At 69.0% G+C, this 17,454-nt stretch carries 21 protein-coding genes; 13 read left to right on the plus strand and 8 right to left on the minus strand.

Annotated elements, in window-relative coordinates:
* The first annotated feature begins 2 nt into the window (after positions 1 to 2).
* Entirely contained in the window at positions 3 to 671 is a 669-nt protein-coding gene (locus BM013_RS39310; RefSeq protein ID WP_177225704.1) for an RNA polymerase sigma factor, read from the plus strand.
* A 79-nt stretch (positions 672 to 750) separates the two neighbouring features.
* The gene (locus tag BM013_RS39315) at positions 751 to 1,413 is read left to right on the plus strand and encodes a transposase (RefSeq protein ID WP_177225705.1); all 663 of its coding nucleotides are present in this window, start codon (positions 751 to 753) and stop codon (positions 1,411 to 1,413) included.
* A gap of 1 nt (position 1,414) precedes the next feature.
* Here BM013_RS39315 and BM013_RS39320 read toward each other — a convergent pair whose 3' ends face one another.
* Positions 1,415 to 1,849 carry a type II secretion system protein N gene (locus BM013_RS39320; protein ID WP_093135992.1) on the minus strand — a complete coding sequence of 145 codons (435 nt, stop codon included), beginning with the start codon at positions 1,847 to 1,849 and terminating at the stop codon, positions 1,415 to 1,417.
* 120 nt (positions 1,850 to 1,969) lie between these two features.
* Between BM013_RS39320 and BM013_RS39325 the strand changes: the two genes are divergently transcribed.
* Genes BM013_RS39325 through BM013_RS39335 form a run of 3 tightly spaced genes read left to right on the plus strand, consistent with a single transcriptional unit; the run spans position 1,970 to position 3,522 of the window.
* The gene (locus BM013_RS39325; RefSeq protein ID WP_093135994.1) at positions 1,970 to 2,464 is read left to right on the plus strand and encodes a prepilin-type N-terminal cleavage/methylation domain-containing protein; all 495 of its coding nucleotides are present in this window, start codon (positions 1,970 to 1,972) and stop codon (positions 2,462 to 2,464) included.
* Between the two features lie 2 nt (positions 2,465 to 2,466).
* Positions 2,467 to 2,874 (plus strand): type II secretion system minor pseudopilin GspI, encoded by a 408-nt coding sequence (gene gspI / locus BM013_RS39330; RefSeq protein ID WP_093135996.1) that lies wholly within the window; start codon positions 2,467 to 2,469, stop codon positions 2,872 to 2,874.
* Positions 2,875 to 3,522, plus strand: coding sequence for a prepilin-type N-terminal cleavage/methylation domain-containing protein (locus BM013_RS39335; protein WP_093135998.1), 648 nt, complete (start codon positions 2,875 to 2,877; stop codon positions 3,520 to 3,522).
* Between the two features lie 27 nt (positions 3,523 to 3,549).
* On the opposite strand, the gene BM013_RS39340 is transcribed toward BM013_RS39335, so the two are convergent.
* From BM013_RS39340 to denD, 4 genes are all read right to left on the minus strand, one after another.
* A complete protein-coding gene (locus tag BM013_RS39340) occupies positions 3,550 to 4,827 on the minus strand; it encodes a TRAP transporter large permease (protein ID WP_093136000.1) in 1,278 nt (425 codons plus the stop codon).
* Positions 4,824 to 5,318, minus strand: a complete 495-nt coding sequence (locus BM013_RS39345; RefSeq protein ID WP_093136002.1) for a TRAP transporter small permease — start codon at positions 5,316 to 5,318, stop codon at positions 4,824 to 4,826. Before BM013_RS39345 ends, BM013_RS39340 begins: the two co-directional genes overlap by 4 nt.
* Positions 5,319 to 5,417: 99 nt before the next feature.
* A complete protein-coding gene (locus BM013_RS39350) occupies positions 5,418 to 6,386 on the minus strand; it encodes a TRAP transporter substrate-binding protein (RefSeq protein WP_093136004.1) in 969 nt (322 codons plus the stop codon).
* Between the two features lie 51 nt (positions 6,387 to 6,437).
* The gene (gene denD / locus BM013_RS39355) at positions 6,438 to 7,454 is read right to left on the minus strand and encodes a D-erythronate dehydrogenase (RefSeq protein WP_093136007.1); all 1,017 of its coding nucleotides are present in this window, start codon (positions 7,452 to 7,454) and stop codon (positions 6,438 to 6,440) included.
* Positions 7,455 to 7,513: 59 nt separating this feature from the next.
* On the opposite strand from denD, the gene BM013_RS39360 reads away from it, so the two are divergent.
* Positions 7,514 to 8,599, plus strand: coding sequence for a hypothetical protein (locus tag BM013_RS39360; protein WP_093136010.1), 1,086 nt, complete (start codon positions 7,514 to 7,516; stop codon positions 8,597 to 8,599).
* A gap of 83 nt (positions 8,600 to 8,682) precedes the next feature.
* Here BM013_RS39360 and BM013_RS39365 read toward each other — a convergent pair whose 3' ends face one another.
* Positions 8,683 to 10,380 (minus strand): electron transfer flavoprotein-ubiquinone oxidoreductase, encoded by a 1,698-nt coding sequence (locus tag BM013_RS39365; RefSeq protein WP_093136013.1) that lies wholly within the window; start codon positions 10,378 to 10,380, stop codon positions 8,683 to 8,685.
* A gap of 156 nt (positions 10,381 to 10,536) precedes the next feature.
* Here BM013_RS39365 and BM013_RS39370 point away from each other — a divergent pair, with 156 nt between their 5' ends.
* Genes BM013_RS39370 through BM013_RS39385 form a run of 4 tightly spaced genes read left to right on the plus strand, consistent with a single transcriptional unit; the run spans position 10,537 to position 13,382 of the window.
* Complete coding sequence (locus BM013_RS39370; protein ID WP_093136016.1) at positions 10,537 to 11,319, plus strand: SDR family oxidoreductase; 783 nt, start codon at positions 10,537 to 10,539, stop codon at positions 11,317 to 11,319.
* Between the two features lie 20 nt (positions 11,320 to 11,339).
* Complete coding sequence (locus tag BM013_RS39375) at positions 11,340 to 12,233, plus strand: DMT family transporter (RefSeq protein WP_093136018.1); 894 nt, start codon at positions 11,340 to 11,342, stop codon at positions 12,231 to 12,233.
* Complete coding sequence (locus BM013_RS39380; protein ID WP_093136021.1) at positions 12,230 to 12,652, plus strand: acyl-CoA thioesterase; 423 nt, start codon at positions 12,230 to 12,232, stop codon at positions 12,650 to 12,652. Before BM013_RS39375 ends, BM013_RS39380 begins: the two co-directional genes overlap by 4 nt.
* A 10-nt stretch (positions 12,653 to 12,662) precedes the next feature.
* Positions 12,663 to 13,382 carry a M949_RS01915 family surface polysaccharide biosynthesis protein gene (locus tag BM013_RS39385; RefSeq protein WP_093136024.1) on the plus strand — a complete coding sequence of 240 codons (720 nt, stop codon included), beginning with the start codon at positions 12,663 to 12,665 and terminating at the stop codon, positions 13,380 to 13,382.
* A gap of 3 nt (positions 13,383 to 13,385) precedes the next feature.
* Here the strand turns inward: BM013_RS39385 and BM013_RS39390 are convergent, their stop codons facing one another.
* Both BM013_RS39390 and BM013_RS39395 read right to left on the minus strand, forming a co-directional pair.
* A complete protein-coding gene (locus BM013_RS39390) occupies positions 13,386 to 14,741 on the minus strand; it encodes a sensor histidine kinase (RefSeq protein ID WP_093136027.1) in 1,356 nt (451 codons plus the stop codon).
* Positions 14,738 to 15,412, minus strand: a complete 675-nt coding sequence (locus BM013_RS39395) for a response regulator transcription factor (RefSeq protein WP_093136030.1) — start codon at positions 15,410 to 15,412, stop codon at positions 14,738 to 14,740. Before BM013_RS39395 ends, BM013_RS39390 begins: the two co-directional genes overlap by 4 nt.
* A 142-nt stretch (positions 15,413 to 15,554) precedes the next feature.
* On the opposite strand from BM013_RS39395, the gene BM013_RS39400 reads away from it, so the two are divergent.
* From BM013_RS39400 to BM013_RS39410, 3 genes are all read left to right on the plus strand, one after another.
* Positions 15,555 to 16,262 (plus strand): phosphatase PAP2 family protein, encoded by a 708-nt coding sequence (locus BM013_RS39400; protein ID WP_093136033.1) that lies wholly within the window; start codon positions 15,555 to 15,557, stop codon positions 16,260 to 16,262.
* Positions 16,249 to 16,866, plus strand: coding sequence for a phosphatase PAP2 family protein (locus BM013_RS39405; protein ID WP_093136042.1), 618 nt, complete (start codon positions 16,249 to 16,251; stop codon positions 16,864 to 16,866). The genes BM013_RS39400 and BM013_RS39405 overlap by 14 nt, the downstream gene beginning before the upstream one ends.
* A gap of 127 nt (positions 16,867 to 16,993) precedes the next feature.
* A partial coding sequence (locus BM013_RS39410) for a DUF1705 domain-containing protein (RefSeq protein ID WP_256221892.1) occupies positions 16,994 to 17,454 on the plus strand: 461 nt, incomplete at its 3' end.

Here is a 17,454-nt window from a genome sequence, read left to right on the forward strand (position 1 = left end):
CCATGACCCCCGACACCCCCGTCCTCCAGGTCCATCAGGCTCGTCAGTTCCTTCGCGGCGCACCGCAACCGTTCGCCCCGCGGTTCACCGCGCTGTCCCCGGCGTGGCGCCTGTTCGACGAATGCATCGAACTGCCGCAGCAGGAGTGGCGCGCACCGAAGAAGAAGACGACGACGACGAAGCCAGCGCCGCCCGAGGCCGACCTGCAGGCGCACCTGGCGATGCACTACGCGCAGCTGCACCGGCGGCTCGAACGCCAGCTCGGTTGCGCGGACCTTGCCAGCGAATGCCTGCACGACGCCTGGCTGCGCCTGGGAGAGCGGCAACCGCGGGAGGTGCCGGCCAACCCCGAGGCCTACATCTACCGCGTGGCCTGCAACCTCGCGATGGACAGCCTGCGCGAGCGCAAGCGCTGGTCCGGGCTGAGCGAAGAGCGCGCGGACGTCGACGTCATCGCCGACCTGCAGCCCGGCCCCGACCTCATCGCCGAGGCGCGCTCGGAGGTGGCCGCGGTCGACCGGGCGATGCAGCGCCTGCCGCGGCGCCACCGCGCGGTGCTGCTCGCGCTGCGCTGGCACGAGATGTCGCGCCAGGAGGTGGCCCGGCGCCACGGCGTGTCGCTGCGCAAGGTGGACACCGCGCTCAGGCAGGCGCTGGGCGTGCTGCGCTGATGCGAGCCCGGGTCCCGCGCGCGCGCGGCTGTCACGCATCCTGTTGCATAGTCATCCAGGAAGTGGAGGGAGTCAGATGATGAAGTGGATGTCACCCTTGCGGGTCACCATGCAGGAGCTCGATGCGAAGCTCTCGAAGATCGTCGAGCGGGCACGCGACGAACCGGTGGCGGTCAACCGCTACGGCTCGCCCTGGGTCTGGATCGTGAGCCACCAGGCCTGGGTGCAGGCCGACAACCTGCGCGCGCTGGTGCCGCAGAGCCACCCGCTGGTGCCGCTGCGCGACGTGGTGGAAGACGCGCTGCGCTACGAACGCGAACTGCTGGCCGACCTGGAGCGCCAGCACGGCATCACCACGCGCGCATCGACCTTGTTCAAGTGCCTGATGCTGCAGATCATCTACTCGCTGGAAGACGGCGAGAAGGTGCACGAAAGCCTGGCCTACAACATGCTGTTCCGCTGGTTCGTGGGCTTCGAGAAGTTCGCCGACGAGCTGCCGGCGCGCGCCGAATTCACGCGCGAGCTGGACCTGGTGGGCAGCGACGCGCGCGCGGTGCGCGTCATCACGCGCTGCCTGTCGCATTCGCTGCTGCCGGAATCGGGCGAGGGCGATTTCCGCGTCAACCGCGGGCTGCTGCATGCGCTGTCGGCGTGGGCTTGCGCGGCGCCGGGTTCCGTGCCTGGGGTGGTGCCCGGCGTGGTGCCGCCGCATGCCGCGTTGCCGCATGCGGCGATGCGCTAGCTCAGCGCACGGCCCTTGCGATGCCCGGCGTCGCGGGCTGCGGCAGCACCGGCGCGGCGATGCGCTCGACCACGCCGGCCTTGTCGATGCGCACCGCGTCGGCCTCGACGGCCTTCAGCGTGACCGAGCGGGCCAACGTGTCGCCGACCCGGTAGGCGCGCGCGGCCGCGTCGTTGACCGAGAGCACGGCGACGCCCTGGGCCTCGCCCTTGATCAGCCCCTTGACCACGACGTTCGCCCGCAGTTCGCCGGGGCCGAACCATGCGCCGAGCGCCTCGGCCGCGGGGTCGGCGCGCGTCTCGCGCGCCTGCGCGGAAGGCACCGCCGGCGCGGGCGGCTGCAGCAGGCGCGCCCACGCCACCACGCCCGCGATGCACAGCGCCAGGCCCAGTGCATGAACGATGTATCGGGCGGCGGGTTTCACGGGAGCGGTCATGCGGGCGTCCTTGGCGGTCTGCGGGCTTCGTGTCTATCACAGGGGCGTTGGCGTTTCGTGTCAGTGCGTTCATCGGGCCATCACACGGCGTGCCTAGCATCGCCGCGAAGGAGGGCGCGCATGCCATCACGGACACGACCGAAGAACGAAGGCGGCTTCTCGCTGATCGAGTTGATGGTCGTGATGGTCATCGTGGGCATCGCCACCGCGGCGATCAGCCTGGGCATCGCGCCCGATCCCGCGCAGGAGCTGCGGCGCGACGCGCAGGAGCTGGTGCGGCGCATGGCGGTCGCGCAGAACGAGGTGCGCGTGGACGGCCGCGTGATCGCCTGGGAGGCCGATGCGGACGGCTACCGGTTCGCGCGCGGCACCTGGAGCGACGTGCCGGGCAGCGCGATTGCGGTGGTGTCGACCGCGGGCGTGCTCGACACCTTCGAGCGGGACGACGAGCTGCGCCCGCGCCGCTGGTCGGGCGGCGCGGTCGAGGTGACGCCCGCACGCCCGGTGCTGCTGACCTCCGAGCCGATCGGTGCGGAATGGCGGCTCACGCTGCGGCGCGGCGGCGCCACCGTGAGCGTGCTGCGCGACGCCGCGGGCGGCTACGAGCTTCGCTAGCCATGCGCCGGCCTTCCTTGCGCGATGCCCGGGGGTTCACGCTGATCGAGGTGCTGATGGCGCTCGCCATCGTGAGCATCGCGCTGGCGGCGATCGTGCGCGCGTCGAGCCTGACCATCACCAACCTCGGCCTGCTGCAGCAGCAGTCGCTGGCCATGCTCTCGGCCGAGAACCGGCTTGCGGAACTGCGGATCGGCCCGCCCCCGGCCACGCCCGGCGTGGTGCGCAGCGCCTGCCCGCAAGGCGGCATGCCGCTGGTCTGCCGCACCGAGATCGGCGTGGCCGCGCAGGGGCTGCGCACGGTCACGGTCGACGTGTATGGGGCCGAGGGGGCCGAGGCGGGCGAGGGGGGCAAGGGGAGCGAGCGGCGCCTGGCGTCGCTGCACACGCGCGTGCAGGAGGGCCGCTAGATGCGGCGGCGAACATCGTCGGGCTTCACGCTGATCGAGGTGATGATCGCGATCGGGCTCATGGCGGTGCTGAGCCTCATGGCGTGGCGCGGCCTGGACGGCGTGAGCCGCGCCAACCACATGCTGGAGGAGCGCACCGACCGCATCGCGCGGCTGATGCGCGCGCTCGATCAACTGGAGCGCGACGTGGCCTTGCGGGCCACCACCGAGATCGTGGCTCGGCGGGCCCCCACCGAGATGCCCGCGCGGCCGGCCGAACTGCTGCCGCCCGCGTTGCAGGTTCGCCGCCAGACCGAACTGCCGCTGTTCCTGGAGATCGTTCGCGCGGCGCCGGCCGCGCCGGGCCAATGGCAGCGCGTGCAATGGTGGCACCGCGGCGGCGCGCTGTACCGCGCGGCCGGTGCGGCCTCGGCGAGCTTTCCGTTGCCGGTGCCGCCGGCCGGCGCGGGCGTCGTGGTGCTGGAGGACGTGACCGCGTTCGAGTTGCGGGCCTGGGAACCAGGCGAAGGCCAGGGGCAGGGCTGGCGCCATCTTCCGGCGGTGGCGCCTGCGCAGGGCCAGGCCACGGGGCTCGAGTTGGTGCTCTCGGTCCGCGGCATCGCGGACAGCGCCCCGCAGCGCTTCAGGCGGGTCTTCGTGCTCGAGTGAGCCGCGCTGCTCGGTCCCCGGGGCCGGCTACTTGGCGTACACCAGGTCCCGCAGCGCCAGCGACACCCACGGCACGTAGGTGATCACCATCAGGCACGCCAGGATCACCAGCACGAAAGGCACCAGGTGCTTCACGATGCGGTCCAGCGAGATGCGCGCCACCGTGCAGGCCGCGAACAGGTTCACGCCGAAGGGCGGCGTGATCATGCCCAGCGCCAGGTTCACGACCATGATCAGCCCGAAGTGCACCGGGTCGATGCCGAAGTGCACCGCCACCGGCGCCAGGATCGGCGCGAGCACGATGATGGCCGCGCTGGTCTCGATGAACATGCCGATCACGAACAGCGCCGCGTTCACGCCCAGCAGGAACATCGCCGGCGACTTCAGCACCTCCTGCAGCCAGTGGCCGATGGCGTCGGGCACGCCCGCGCGCGTGATCAGGAACGCGAACAGCCCCGCGTTGGCGATGACGAACATGATCACCGCCGACGACAGCACCGACTTGCGCAGGATCGCGAACAGGTCCTGCAGCTTGATCTCGCGGTAGATCACCATGCCCACCACCAGCGCATAGAACACGGCCACCGCGGAGGCTTCGGTCGGCGTGAAGATGCCGCCGTAGATGCCGCCCAGGATGATCACCGGCATCAGCAGCGCCCAGCCGGCCTGCCGCAGCGCGCGGCCGAAGGGCATGCGGCCTTCGCCGTCGGTCTTGCCCCAGCCCTTCCACTTGCAGTAGACCCACACGAACAGCATCAGCGCCAGGCTGATCAGGATGCCGGGGCCGAAGCCCGCGATGAACAGCTCGCCGATGGACACCTCGGCGCTCACGCCGTAGAGAATCATCGGGATCGACGGCGGAATGATCACGCCCAGCTCCGCGCTGGTGGCCTGCAGCGCCGCCGCGTACGAGGTGGGGTAGCCGTGCTTGATGAGCGCCGGGATCAGGATGGCGCCGATGGCGAAGGTGGTGGCCACCGACGAGCCCGACACCGCCGCGAAGATCATGCAGGTGAGCACGCAGGTCATCGGCAGGCCGCCCTGCACGCCGCCCACGATGCTCTTGGCGAACTCCACCAGCCGGCGCGAGATGCCGCCGGTTTCCATCAGGTTGCCGGCCAGGATGAAGAACGGAATGGCGGCCAGCGGAAATTTGTTGATCGAGTTGAACATCTCCTTGGCGGAGATGAGCATGTTGGCATTGGTGACCTGGATGCCCAGGATGGATGCCAGGCCGATCGACACGGCCACGGAAACCGACAGTGCGAAGCACAGCACCATCGTTGCGATCATGGTGGTGGTCATTGCGCGGTCTCCAGCTCCAGGCGCTTGGGATCGAGGTAGTTGCCCACGATGCCGAAGAGCGAGAACACCGCGCCCACGGGCAGGGCCATGTAGGCCCAGATCATCGAGAAGCTCTCCAGGCCGGCCATGCTCTGCACGCTGCCGCGAATCGCGTAGTCCCAGCCCCACCACAGCACGACCAGCATCAGCGCGAGCGCGGCCACGCTCACCACCGCGTCGAGCACGCGGCGCATGCGCGGCGAGCTCCAGCGGTACAGCACGTCCACGCTGACCATCGCGCCCTGGCGAAAGGCCATGGGGATGCCGAGGAACACCATCCAGATCAGGCTCACGCGGATCAGGATTTCGCTCCACTCGGCGGGCTGCTCCAGCACGAAGCGGGTGATGATCTGGAACATGCCGAGGGAGGATGCGATCACCAGCATCACGCAGGCCAGGATCATGGACACCAGGGTGGTCCACCTCTCCAGGCCGAGGAACTTGCTTTTCATCTGAAAGTGCTCTGACGGAAATTCAAAAACAGGAACGCCCGCCGGGCCTCATGCCTGGCGGGCGCAATCTTCAGGGCTGCGCCGATGGCGCGCCGGTGCTCACTTGTAGTCGCGGATCTTGTCGAGGTTGGCCTTGCCGAATTCCTTCTCGAACTGGGCATTGACCGGGGCGAGCGCAGCGACGAACTTGGCCTTGTCGACGTTGTCGATCACCGTCACGCCCTTGGCGCGCAGGTCGGCCACGCCCTTGGCGTCGTCCTCGTCGACACGCGCGCGGTTGGCCTTGGTGCCTTCCTTGGCGGCTTCGAGGAAGGCCGTCTTGTCGGCGGCGCTGAGCTTGTCGAAGCTCGCCTTGTTCATCAGGAAGATGCAGGGCGAGTAGACGTGGCCGGTGAGCGACAGGTGCTTTTGCACCTGGTCGAACTTGGCCGAGATGATGACCGGCAGCGGGTTCTCCTGGCCGTCGACCGTGCCTTGCTGCAGCGCGGTGAACACTTCTGGGAAGGCCATGGGCGTGGTGATGATGCCGAAGCCCTTGTAGGCCGCGATGTGCACCGGGTTTTCCATCGTGCGCATCTTCAGGCCCTTGAGGTCCTCGGGGACCTTCACGTCGCGCTTGCTGTTGGTCATGTGGCGGAAACCGTTCTCGGCCCACGCCAGCGCCTTGAAGCCCTTGGCGTCGAACTTGGTCAGCATCTCCTGGCCGATCGGGCCGTCGAGCACGGCGCGCGCATGGGCCTTGTCGCGGAACAGGAAGGGCACGTCGAGGATCTTGGTCTCGGGCACGAAGTTGGGCACCGGGCCGGTCGAGGAGAACGCGAGCTCCTGCGTGCCCAGCTGCACCGCCTCGATCGACTCGCGTTCGCCGCCGAGCGCGCCGTTGTAGAAGGTCTGCACCTTGTAGCGGCCGCCGGTGCGCTTCTCGACTTCCTTGGCGAAGGTGTCGATCGCCACGCCCTGGTGGGAGTTCTGTGCCGTGGAGATGCTGATCTTCATGGTCGTCTGCGCGAAGGCGACCGAACTCAGGGCGAGCGAAAGGCAAGCGGCGGCGATGGGGCCGAATTTCATGGTGTCTCCGGGGAGTTGATGTCAGGAACGCGTCAGGCGCGCTTGAACCGACTATGCAACACCCGGGAGCTTCACCGCGTCGGGATTTTCACGGACGTAATCACGAATTACGGCCTCGAAGCTCGGGTCGGCGGTGAGCCCCAGCGCCTTGGCGCGCGCCGTCTCGAAGCGGCCGGGCCAGGTCTTCACGATGCGCATGATGGCCGCATCGGGCGCGCGGTCGAGCAGGGCGGTGGCGGCCTTGCCGGCCACGCGCTCCAGCGCCGCGGCCATGTCGCCCACGGTGGTGGCCAGCGAGGGCAGGTTGAGCGCGGTGCGCGGGCCCCATTCGGCGTCGGTGGCCTCGGCGGCGCGAACGATCCCCTCGATGGTGCGCGCGGGTGACGCAATGGCGACAGGCGTGCTGTCGGGCACCGGGCAGGCGGCCGGCAGGCCGGCCAGCGGCTCGCGGACCATGCCGCTGAAGAAGCCCGAGGCCGCGCCGTTGGGCTTGCCCGGGCGCACGCTCACCGTCATGAGCCGCACGCTGCGCCCGCGCACGAAGCCCTTGCGCGTGAAGTCGGCCACCAGCTGCTCGCCGATGAATTTCTGGATGCCGTAGCTGGTCTGCGGCGTGGGCAGCGTCTGGTCCACGATCACTTCGGGCAGCGGCTGCTCGGGCGAGTCGCCGAACACCGCCAGCGAGCTGGCGAACACCAGCACCGGCTTCGTGTCCAGTGCGCGCACCCGTTCGAGCAGCGCGTGCGTGGCCGCGAAATTGCTGCGCATGCCGAGGTCGAAGTCGGCCTCGCATTCGCCGCTGACGGCGGCGGCCAGGTGGAAGATGGCGTCGGCTTCGCGCCAGAAGGCCGCATGCGGCGCGGCCAGTTGGTCGTTGAGGTCGCCGGTGACGGCGGCGATGCGCGCGTCGGCCGCAAGGTCGGCCGGCGGGGCCGCGCGGTCGACCAGCGTGATGCGTGAAATGGGCCGCGGCGCCGCGCCCGCGAGCGACAGCCGGCCTTGCGCGAGCAAGGTGCGGGCGAGGCGTGCGCCCAGGAAGCCGGCGCCGCCGGTGATGACGATGTGCATGGGTGTCTTGTCTCCTTGTCCGGCGAGGATAGCGCCCACCCGTGCAGCACAATTTGCGCATGAAAGAACTTCCCCCGGATTTCCTCGCCGCCTTGCGGCTCCCCGTGCGGCAAGAAGCCGACCTGGACTCGCAGCAGGCCTTCTTCCAGCGCCCGGCGGTCCTGGCGTTCTACGCCGACGTGGCGCAGGGGCCGGGCAGCGACGATGTGCTGCGCGCGAGCGCCGCGCTGCTGCCCGACCTGCATCCGCACCGGGCCGCATTGCTGGCTTTGTTCTGCGGCGCGCTGGTGGAGAACGGGGCCGACCCGCACCTGATGTTCGATGCGGCACGGCAGCTGATGGGGCGCTTGCTCGCGGCGCTGGCGCCGTACTGCGCGACGGAGCCGATAGAGATCGAGGAGGTGGAGGAAGGCGAAGAAGCCGAAGAAGCCGAACAACAGGACGAAGAAGAACTCGCGGCCTGGCAGGCCGCCAATGCCGCACGCGAGGCGCTGGCACCGCCGGCGCGCTTCGAGGTCGATGCGCTTCGAACGGCGGCCGATCTGCTGGTGCTGCCCATGATGACCATGACGGTGCGCGACGTGCGCAACCACCGCGCGTTGCTGGCCGACGGCGAACTGGTGGCGCACCTCGAATCCATGCATGCCAACGATTCGCTGCCGTTCGAGGGCTTGCACTTCCTGCACGGCGCGGCCTTGCTGTCCTATGAAGACGAGCTGGTGGTGCTGCTGCCGACCTCGCGGGCGGGGATGATCGTTCGCGCCCACGGCGTCAACAACAACTTCCATGCGTTCTCGCTGCTGCAGGACCTGATGGAAACGCACGCGCAGCAGCTCGGCATCCGGCAACCGCCGCGCACGCGCCGCGAAGCTGAAGACAGCGACGCCGCCGCCTACCTGTGGCTGCAGGCGCCGGCCTTCTCGAAGGGCGAGCTGGTCGACAGCATGGCCTGGTGCTGGGGCGAAGGCACGCTGCGCGAGAACGTCCGCAGGCAGGGGCGGCTGGTGCTCGTCGCGCTGGAAACGCAGGACAAGCCGAACCGCAGCTGGAACGGCTTCAACCACGTGCTGCATTCCGAGCAGGACCCGCACGTGGCGCTGGTGCGCTTCCTCGCGCCCGACGAGGTCGCTGCGTACCTGGCCTGAGACGCGCCGCCGGGCGCCGTAACAGGAAAGCCGTAAAGCAAAAAGCCCTCCGAAGAGGGCTTTTCAAATGGCGCGCAGGCGCCTCACATGCCGACGTAGTTCGGTCCGCCGCCGCCTTCCGGCGTGACCCACACGATGTTCTGCGTCGGGTCCTTGATGTCGCAGGTCTTGCAGTGCACGCAGTTCTGCGCGTTGATCTGCAGGCGCTGCTTGCCGTCGTCGGTGCCCACGAACTCGTACACGCCGGCTGGGCAGTAGCGGCTCTCGGGGCCCGCGAACTTGGCCAGGTTCACGTTCACCGGCACCGTCGCGTCTTTCAGCGTCAGGTGGGCCGGTTGCTGCTCTTCATGGTTGGTGTTGCTGATGAACACGCTGGAGAGGCGGTCGAAGGTGAGCTTGCCGTCGGGCTTCGGATACACGATGGGCTTGCACTCCGACGCCGGCTTCAGGTACAGGTGGTCGGGCTTGTTGCGGCGCAGCGTCCATGGGATGTGGCCCTTGAGCAGCCACTGCTCCACGCCGTTCATGAACGTCGCGATGCCCAGGCCCTTCTTGAACCAGGCCTTGAAGTTGCGCGCCTTGTTCAGCTCGGCGTGCAGCCAGCTCTTCTCGAACGCGGCCGGGTAGGCGGTGAGTTCGTCGTGCTGGCGGCCGGCCTGCACCGCGTCGAACGCGGCCTCGGCGCACAGCATGCCGGTCTTGATGGCGGCGTGGCTGCCTTTGATGCGGCTCACGTTGAGGTAGCCGGCCTCGCAGCCGACCAGCGCGCCGCCCGGGAACACCGTCTTGGGCAACGACATCAGGCCGCCCGCCGTGATGGCGCGCGCGCCGTAGCCGATGCGCTTGGCCGGCTTGATGCCCTTGGCCTCGTCGCCTTCCAGGTACCAGCGGATGTTGGGGTGCAGCTTCCAGCGCTGCATTTCCTCGAACGGGCTCAGGTACGGGTTGCTGTAGTCCAGGCCCGTGATGAAGCCCATGGTGACCTTGTTGTCCTCCATGTGGTACAGGAAGGCGCCGCCGTAGGTGTCGCTGTTCATGGGCCAGCCGGCCGTGTGCAGCACGAAGCCGGGCTGGTGGCGCTGGGGGTCGATTTCCCACACTTCCTTCACGCCGAGGCCGTAGGTCTGCGGGTCCTTGCCGGCGTCGAGCTTGTACTTCGCGATGAGCTGGCGGCCGAGGTGGCCGCGCGCGCCTTCGGCGAACACCGTGTACTTGCCCAGCAGTTCCATGCCGAGCTGGAAGTTCTCGGTGGGCTCGCCGTCCTTGCCGACGCCCATGTTGCCGGTGGCCACGCCGCGCACCGAGCCGTCTTCGTTGTAGAGCACCTCGGCGGCGGGGAAGCCGGGGAAGATTTCCACGCCGAGGTTCTCGGCCTGCTGGGCCAGCCACTTGGTGAAGGCGCCCAGGCTGATGATGTAGTTGCCGTGGTTCTGGAAGCAGGCCGGCAGGAAGGCGTTGGGGGTGCGCAGGCCCGACTTCTCGCCCAGGAACACCATGGCGTCGTCGGTGACGGGCTGGTTCAGCGGGGCGCCGAGTTCTTTCCAGTCGGGCAGCAGCTCGTTCAGGGCGCGCGGGTCCATGATGGCGCCCGAGAGGATGTGCGCGCCGGGCTCGGAGCCCTTTTCGAGCACGACGACGGAGATTTCCTTCTCCTGCTGCGCAGCGAGCTGCTTGAGCCTGATCGCGGTCGAGAGGCCGGCCGGGCCGCCGCCGACCACGACCACGTCGTATTCCATGGCTTCCCGAGGGCCGAACTGGGCGAGGATTTCGTCGTGCGTCATGTGGGTTGGGTCGATAATGATTTTTCGAGGCGCGGGGCATTGCATCCCGGATTGCGGGGCATTTTATGCGGCGTCCAGGGCCAGCCCCTGTCATCCATGGGCGCGGCTTGCGCACCACCTTCGCGTCACCTTCGCGACTCCACGGGATTCAAGTTCATGGCCTACAGCATCGATCTCTCCGGCCGCGTGGCCTTCGTCACCGGCGCCTCCAGCGGGCTCGGCGCCCAATTCGCCAAGACGCTGGCGCGCGCCGGCGCCGCCGTGGTGCTGGCCAGCCGCCGCGTGGAGAAGCTCAAGGAGCTGCGCGCGCGCATCGAAGGCGAGGGCGGCGACGCCCACGTGGTCGAGCTCGACGTGACCGATGTCGGCAGCATCAAGGCCGCCGTGGCGCGCGCCGAGACCGAGGTCGGGCCCATCGACGTGCTGGTCAACAACTCGGGCGTGAGCACCACGCAGCGCCTGCAGGACGTGACGCCCGACGACTACGACTACATCTTCGACACCAACGTCAAAGGCTCCTTCTTCGTGGCGCAAGAGGTGGCCAAGCGCATGCTGGCGCGCGCCAAGGGCACGGCGCCGGGCACCTACATCGGCGGGCGCATCATCAACATCGCCTCGTCGGCGGCACTGAAGGTCATGCCGCAGATCGGCACCTACTGCATGAGCAAGGCGGCCGTGGTGCAGATGACCAAGGCCATGGCGCTGGAGTGGGGCCGCTTCGGCATCAACGTGAATGCGCTGTGCCCGGGCTACATCACCACCGAACTGAATGAAGAACACTGGAGCACCGAAGGCGGCGCCAAGCTGGTCAGCATGCTGCCGCGCAAGCGCGTGGGCAAGCCCGAAGACCTCGACGGCCTGATCGTGCTGCTGGCCAGCGGCCAGAGCCACTTCGTGAACGGCGCCGTCATCGCGGCCGACGACGGGTTCGCGCTCTGAGTCCGAGGGCCTGGGCGGGCATTGCCGCCGGCCTGGGCGCGGGGGCGCTCTGGGGGCTGGTTTTCGTGGCGCCGCGCATGGTGGGCCACTTCGGCATGGTGGACATCACCGCCGCGCGCTTCCTGGTGTTCGGTGCCGTCTCGGGGCTCGCGGTGTTCGCGCGGCCGGCCGCCGTGCGCTGGCCCAGCCGGCAACAGGCGCTGGCGGCGCTGGGGCTCAGCGTGCTGGGCTTCAGCGGCTACTACCTGCTGCTGGCTTTCGGCATCCAGGCGGCCGGCACCGAGGTGCCGAGCCTGATCATCGGCACGATTCCCGTCTGGATGATGCTGCTGGGCCGCCCCGTGGGCCTGCAGATGCGTGCGCTGCTGCCGGGGCTGCTGCTCACCGGCGCGGGCATCGCGCTCATGGTCTACGGCGCCTGGTCCGCGCAGCACGGGGCCGATGCCGGTGGCAGCGGCGCACGCTTCGGCTGGGGCATCGCGCTGGCCGTGGCCGCCATGGTGAGCTGGACCGTGTACGGCCTGCTCAACGCCGCCTGGCTGCAGCGCCACACCGAACTCCACGCGGCCGACTGGGCCAACTGGCTCGGCGTGGCGACCGGCCTGGGCGCCTTGCTGCTGTGGCTGGTTGCGGGCAGCGACGTGGCCACGCTGCAGTCGCGCCCCGACGGCATGCTGTTCGTGTGGATCGCGCTGGCCGGCGGCTTCGGCTCGTCGTGGCTCGCCACCATCCTCTGGAACATCGCGAGCCAACGCCTGTCCGCCAGCCTGTGCGGCCAGCTGATCGTCAGCGAGACGCTGTTCGCGCTGCTCTATTCCTTCGTCTGGGACGGCCGCTGGCCGCAGGCCACCGAGTGGGTGGCGGCGGCGCTGTTCGTGCTGGGCATCCTCGCATCCATCAAGGCGCACCGATGAGAATCGAAATTCCCGAAAAGAAGAAGCTCGTGTACGAAATGTCCATTCCCATCCGCTGGGGCGACATGGACGCCATGGGCCACCTGAACAACGGCACCTACTTTCGCTACCTGGAGACGGCGCGCATCGACTGGATGCATTCCATCGGCTTCGAGCCCGAGCCGGGCGGCGAGGGCATGGTGATCGTCAACGCCTTCTGCAATTTCTACCGGCAGATCGAGTACCCGGGCAAGGTGCTGCTGAAGATGTACGTGAGCGACCCCGGCCGCACCACCTTCGAGACCTGGGGCACCATGGCCCGCGCCGAAGAGCCCGACGTCATCTGCGCCGCCGGCGGCGCCACCACCATCTGGGTCGACTTTCCGAAGCAGAAGGCACTGGCCCTGCCCGACTGGCTGCGCACGCTGGTGAGCGAGTGAGGCACGCGCGATGAAGCCGAAGCTCCTCGCGCTGGTCTCCTTCGCCTTGCTTGCCGTGTCGGCCCATGCGCAGACCAAGGCACCGACCCAGGCTGCGCTCAAGCCCGCCGCCACCGAATGCCCTGCCAACGTGCCGTACCTGAGCGCCGAGGCGGTGAAGACCGCGGGCTTCGAACTCCCCGTGTTCAAGCGCTACTGCTACACCGACACCTCGGGCAGCTACGCGCTGCTGCTGGGCGAGAAGCAGGACGCGCCGTTCGCCGAGGAACTGCTGTCGTCCACCATCCAGGCCGCGCTCTACAAGGTCGAGGGCGGCAATGCGCTGGCGAAGCAATGGTCGATCCGCGACTTTGCCGCCAAGGAAGAGGCGGGCGTCAACTTCCGCTCGAAGCTCATCGAGCTCGCGGACATCGACGGTGACGGGCTGGTCGACCCCGTGCTCGTGTACCGCTTCTTCAACCAGGAAGACGCCGGGCACATCGACAACGACGACTACCTGGGGCGCATCAAGATCCTCACCTTCCACAAGGGCAGCAAGGCGACGGTCCACGCCATCACGGGCCATCTCGACGGCGAGCGCAGGACCACCGGCAACAGCAACTACTTCGCCTTGCCGAAGGCGGTGCAGCGCCATCTCGTGAAGAAGATGATCGCGATGACCCAGGCCGGGCAATTCGGCTTCGACAACTCCGACGACTTCGTGCCGAAGAAGGAATCCGCCCGGCGCTGAGGCTCAGGCGGGCTGCAGCACGATGCGCGCCTCGAAGCCGCGCGCCGCGCCCTGCGGCGGCGACGACAGCTGCAGCCTGGCGTTGTGCTTCTCGACGATGGTGCCCACGATCGACAGGCCCAGCCCGTAGCCGGCGCGGTCGGAGCTGTGGCGCACGTGGCGCTGCTGCAGTGTCTGCAGCTGCTCGGGGTTCACGCCGGCGCCGAAGTCGCGCACGGCCAGCGTGCAGGGCGACATCACCTCGAGCACCACGCGCCCGCCGCCGTAGCGCAGGGCGTTCTCCACCAGGTTGCGCAGCGCGATGGCCAGCGCGTCGACGTCGCCGAGCGCCACCGGCGCGTCGACGTCGGGCACCTTGAGCGTGAGCCGCTCGTTGATCTGTGCGTCCTGCCAGAACTCCTGCGCCACCGTGCCCGCGAGTTGCACCAGGTCGACCTGTGCGCGCGTGAGCGACGCGCCCGACTCCGCGCGCGACAGCTGCAGCAGCTTCTCGGCGCGGTGGCTCAGCATCTGCAGCGCGTCGAGCGCGGCCTGCACGTCGTTGCGCCGCAGGTCGTGCTCCAGCGCGGTCTGCAGCCGCAGCCGCGCCGCGGCCAGCGGCGTGCGCAGCTCGTGCGCGGCATTCGCGGCCAGTGCGCGCTCGACGTCGAGCGACTGCGACAGCCGCTCCAGCAGCCGGTTGACGTGGTCGCCCACCGAGCGCAGCTCGTGCGGCAGGCCGGCCTCCAGGGCAATGGGCCGCAGGTCGGCGCCGCTGCGCTTCTCGATCTCGCCGGCCATCTGCTGCAGCACGCGCAGCTCGGTGCGCGCCACGTTGCGCAGCACCAGCGCGAGCAGCGGCAGCACCGCGCCCAGCGGAATGATCAGGCCGAAGAGCGTGCGGTTGAGGGCGTGGCGGCGCTCGTCCAGCGGGTCCGCCACCTGGAAGAACAGGCCCAGCGTCGGGTGGCGCACGGTGTAGATGCGCCAGCTCGGGTTGTTCGCGAAGCCGGCGGCCAGCGGCACGTCGAAGGTGTCGGCGGGTGCCTCGGCCGAGCGCAGCAGCACGTGCTCGTGCAGGTCCATGATCTGGTAGATCACCGCATCTTCCGAGAAGAGCTGCTTGGGTGCGATCAGCGGCTGGCGCGGCGGGTCCTCGCCGGGGTGCTGCAGCTTCTCGAGTTCCTGCACGGCCATGGCGAACATGCGGTGCGAGACCTCGACCAGTTCGTTGTCGAAGTTGTGGTTGATCTCGCGGTCCACGTACCAGACCACGGCGAACACGCACAGCAGCCACACCCCGCCGACCCACACGATCAGCGTGCGCGTCAGCCGGCCGGCGAGCGAGTCGCGCCCGGCCACGAAGCGGCGCGTGGTCATTCGTCGTCGTCCGCCGAGAACGACAGCCGGTAGCCCAGCCCGCGCAGGGTCTGGATGTGGCTGCGGCCCAGCTTGCGCCGCAGCCGGCTGATGAACACCTCCAGCGTGTTGCTGTCGGCCTCGTCGCCGAAGCCGTAGAGGGCGTCCGCCAGGTTCTCGCGCGTGTGGATGCGCTCGGGGCGCGTGGCCATCACGCGCAGCAGCGCCCATTCCTTCTGCGTCAGCGTGATCGGCGAGCCGTCCTTGCGCACCATGTCGTGGGCCAGGTCGATCTCGAGCGTGCCGAGCTTCAGCACGGGCGAGTTGTTGGCGCTGCGCCGGCGCTCCACCGCGCGCAGCCGCGCCAGCAGCTCGGCCGGGTCGTAGGGCTTGATGAGGTAGTCGTCGGCGCCGGCGTCCAGGCCTCGAATGCGGTCGGTGACCTGGTCGCGCGCGGTCAGCACGATGACGATGGGGCGCTCGGGCAGGGCGCGCACCTGCGGCAGCAGCGACAGGCCGTCGCCGTCGCCCAGGTGCAGGTCGAGCAGCACCGCCGCGTACTGCACCGCGAGCAGCGCGCCGCGCGCGTCGGCCAGGCTGGGCGCCACGTCCACCACGAAGGCCTTGGCCATCAGGTAGCTGCAGACGGCATCTGCCAGAGAGTTGTCATCTTCGACAAGCAAGATGCGCACGCCATGTCCTTGGAACAAAAAAAGAAGTCTAGCGCGACGGAATTGCAACACCCCGAAAAGTCAGATTCGGTTCAGGTTGCTTCAGGCTGGGTTCATTCCGCAAACGTAGGCTCGCGGCTGTTTTTCAGTCCTGCCTCCGTTCATGACACGTTTCCCGAATTTTCGCCTGGGGGTGCTGACCCTGCTTGCACTGGCTGCATTGATGGCATGGGACGCGACCGGCGGGGACCTCGCGCTGGCGCGCATGGCGGGCTCTTATCTAGGGTTTCCCCTGCGTTCGAACCCCTTCATGGTCCACGTCATGCATGAAGGCGCGCGCGACCTCAGCTGGGTACTGGTGACTGCTCTGTTCATCGCCATCCGCTGGCCGGTGGGCTTTTTGCGCGGCCTGTCCACGGGCGGGCGCGTCCAGCTGGCGCTGACGGTGCTGGCCGCGGTGGTCGCCGTCAGCGTGCTCAAGCATGCCAGCCACACCAGCTGCCCCTGGGACCTGCAGGAATTCGGCGGCGCGGCGCGCTACGTGTCGCATTGGTCCTGGGGCGTCGACGACGGCGGCCCCGGCGGCTGCTTCCCTGCCGGCCATGCCTCGGCCGCCTTCGCCTACATGGGCGGGTATTTCGTGCTGCGCCGGGTGTCGCCCCGCGTGGCCGCCATCTGGCTGGGCGTGGCGGTGGCCGCGGGGCTCGCGCTGGGCGTGTCGCAGCAGCTGCGGGGCGCCCACTACATGAGCCACACCTTCTGGACCGCCTGGGTCTGCTGGGTGGTGGGTTTCGCCATCGACCTGGCGGTGACGCGCTTCCACCCGCGTGCGGCCGTGAAGCCCGCCGTTGCCGCGCATGCAGGATCTTGATTTCGCCCTGTTCCGGCTGGTCAACGCGGGCCCCACGGTGCCGGCCTGGACCCTGCGTTTCGCCGAATTCGCCTCCGACCTGCTGCCGGCCCTGCTGATGCTCGTGGTCGGCGCCTGCGCGCTGGTCAGCCGGCGCTGGCGCTACGCGCTGTTCACCGCGCTCGTGAGCCTGCTGGCCGTGTGGCTGCTGGTGAACCTGGTCCGCACGCTGGCGCCGATTCCGCGGCCCGCCTTCTACGGCCTGGGCATCCAGTGGGTGCCGCAGGGCGTGCGCCCGGGTTTCCCCAGCCTGCACGCGGCCGGTGCCTTCGCCGCGGCTTTCTCGCTCTGGTGCCTGCCGTCTCGCGCGCCGATGATCGCGGCGCTGCTGGTGGCGGCCATGGTGGCCTGGAGCCGGGTGTACCTGGGCCTGCATTTCCCTTCGGACATCGCCGCCGCGGCCATGCTGGGCGCGCTGGTGTCGCTGGTGGTGGAGCGCGGGGTGAGCCGGCCGCTGAGCCAGGCCGCTTCCGGGCCTGTCGTGGCGCGCTGGCGAGCGCGGGTGCGCAGGGCCCGAGCGGCAAACGGGCAGGCACCGACCAGCAACTCGGCAGCAACGCCGTAGGGTGGTTCAGGCTTCTTTCAGGCTGGCCCTCTAAATTCGATGCATGTCTGTTTCACGAACAGCCTCCGCGCCGCTGCAGCGCGTAGGCTCCCCTGAGTCCTCCCCCTCTCAAACCCCCCGGCCACCGGTGTCCGGTGCGCCCTGGACGCGCTTCAATCTGTGGCTGGCGCAGCCGCGCTCGGCCGCCATGGTCGTGCTGTGGCTGAGCCTCTACCTGGTCCTGACCACCAACTGGCCGCTGTGGAACGAACTGGCCCGCATCGGAGGCGCCCCCAGCACCTACCTGCCCACCATCGCCGTCATGAGCCTGCTCACGCTGTGCGGCACGGTGGCCATCCTGTCGTTCACGGCGTGGTCGCGCTGGATGAAGCCGGTGTGGTTCGCCGTGGTGGTGCTGGCCGCCGTGGTGCAGCACTACATGCTCGAGTACCGCGTGGTCATGGACCCGACCATGATCGCCAACGCGATGCAGACCGACCCCAACGAGGCGCGCGACCTGATGAGCTGGCGCATGGCCTTCAACGTGCTGGTCGTCGCGCTGCCGGCGGGCTGGGCGCTGTGGCGGGTGCGCATCGAGCCGATGCGCTT

Origin of the sequence: Variovorax sp. OK605, assembly GCF_900115445.1 — a bacterium.
Lineage (GTDB): Bacteria > Pseudomonadota > Gammaproteobacteria > Burkholderiales > Burkholderiaceae_C > Variovorax.

Coding starts and splice junctions, on each gene's coding strand:
- BM013_RS39340 (WP_093136000.1), bottom strand. CDS start 4,827: ATGACCACCACCATGATCGCAACGATGGTGCTGTGCTTCGCACTGTCG.
- BM013_RS39325 (WP_093135994.1), top strand. CDS start 1,970: ATGCCATCACGGACACGACCGAAGAACGAAGGCGGCTTCTCGCTGATC.
- BM013_RS39390 (WP_093136027.1), bottom strand. CDS start 14,741: ATGACCACGCGCCGCTTCGTGGCCGGGCGCGACTCGCTCGCCGGCCGG.
- BM013_RS39345 (WP_093136002.1), bottom strand. CDS start 5,318: ATGAAAAGCAAGTTCCTCGGCCTGGAGAGGTGGACCACCCTGGTGTCC.
- BM013_RS39400 (WP_093136033.1), top strand. CDS start 15,555: ATGACACGTTTCCCGAATTTTCGCCTGGGGGTGCTGACCCTGCTTGCA.
- BM013_RS39405 (WP_093136042.1), top strand. CDS start 16,249: ATGCAGGATCTTGATTTCGCCCTGTTCCGGCTGGTCAACGCGGGCCCC.
- BM013_RS39320 (WP_093135992.1), bottom strand. CDS start 1,849: ATGACCGCTCCCGTGAAACCCGCCGCCCGATACATCGTTCATGCACTG.
- gspI (WP_093135996.1), top strand. CDS start 2,467: ATGCGCCGGCCTTCCTTGCGCGATGCCCGGGGGTTCACGCTGATCGAG.
- BM013_RS39315 (WP_177225705.1), top strand. CDS start 751: ATGAAGTGGATGTCACCCTTGCGGGTCACCATGCAGGAGCTCGATGCG.
- BM013_RS39360 (WP_093136010.1), top strand. CDS start 7,514: ATGAAAGAACTTCCCCCGGATTTCCTCGCCGCCTTGCGGCTCCCCGTG.
- BM013_RS39365 (WP_093136013.1), bottom strand. CDS start 10,380: ATGACGCACGACGAAATCCTCGCCCAGTTCGGCCCTCGGGAAGCCATG.
- denD (WP_093136007.1), bottom strand. CDS start 7,454: ATGCACATCGTCATCACCGGCGGCGCCGGCTTCCTGGGCGCACGCCTC.
- BM013_RS39335 (WP_093135998.1), top strand. CDS start 2,875: ATGCGGCGGCGAACATCGTCGGGCTTCACGCTGATCGAGGTGATGATC.
- BM013_RS39380 (WP_093136021.1), top strand. CDS start 12,230: ATGAGAATCGAAATTCCCGAAAAGAAGAAGCTCGTGTACGAAATGTCC.
- BM013_RS39350 (WP_093136004.1), bottom strand. CDS start 6,386: ATGAAATTCGGCCCCATCGCCGCCGCTTGCCTTTCGCTCGCCCTGAGT.
- BM013_RS39370 (WP_093136016.1), top strand. CDS start 10,537: ATGGCCTACAGCATCGATCTCTCCGGCCGCGTGGCCTTCGTCACCGGC.
- BM013_RS39310 (WP_177225704.1), top strand. CDS start 3: ATGACCCCCGACACCCCCGTCCTCCAGGTCCATCAGGCTCGTCAGTTC.
- BM013_RS39385 (WP_093136024.1), top strand. CDS start 12,663: ATGAAGCCGAAGCTCCTCGCGCTGGTCTCCTTCGCCTTGCTTGCCGTG.